Source organism: Candidatus Hakubella thermalkaliphila, from assembly GCF_013281975.1.
GTDB classification, from domain to species: Bacteria; Actinomycetota; Humimicrobiia; order Hakubellales; family Hakubellaceae; genus Hakubella; species Hakubella thermalkaliphila.
Map to the genome: position 1 here is coordinate 1 of NZ_BLRZ01000394.1, position 744 is coordinate 744.

Consider the following 744-nt stretch of genomic DNA (forward strand, 5'->3'; position numbering starts at 1 on the left):
GGACAGGCTGGAGGCGGATATTAGGCACCGGTATCAGGAAAAAGGAAGCATTGTCGATCCAGCGACCTTGTCGGCATTAAGGGAGATACGCGCAGAGGTTGACAGGCGGCGGCAAGGGCTCACAGAAGAGATGAACCGTCGCGGCCTGCTCCAGTCTGGAATTTGGCTGGAGATGGAAGATAGAATTTTGAACCAGCAACTTACGGCCGAGGAAAGGCTTTTGGCTGGCAGCGTGGCAGACCTGCAAAACCGCATGTCTGACGCTCTGTTTAGAATTGGCGAACGGCGCATTAATACAATGGGCCAACTAGGGCAGATGCAAATGCAGCAGCAGCAATGGACACAAGGTCAGCAACTTGGCGCGATGGGCGATTTAAATGTTCGTAGCGACCAAATGAACCGCTGGTGGCAGGATACTTTGGCGCACCAAAGACGTGACGCGGAAAACATACGCCGATGGGAGGCGGAACAAGCAGAAAGCGCCCGCCGCTTCGGGATAGGGTTGACGGAACAACAAAGACAGGCATCGGCACCGGCGTCAGAAAAATCCCATATTTGGTTTCTTTATTGCGGAATTGCTCTGTCAGAAAAATCACACTTCAAAATACCCACTCCCTTATTTCAATGGTGCCTCCTAAGGCACCCACCCACCATGCCGCTCGTATAGCTCTCTGCGCCAGTCAGTGATCTTTGGTCCGGTAGCTTCTGCCTAGATTATGTACGCATGGCCTACAAATTCTTCGG

1 protein-coding gene is annotated in these 744 nt (G+C 52.7%); it reads left to right on the forward strand.

Annotated features, from left to right (window positions below; all coding sequences use genetic code 11):
- Positions 1–667 (forward strand): hypothetical protein (locus HW443_RS12375; protein WP_176238356.1); only part of this gene is annotated, 667 nt, incomplete at its 5' end.
- Positions 668–744 lie beyond the last annotated feature (77 nt).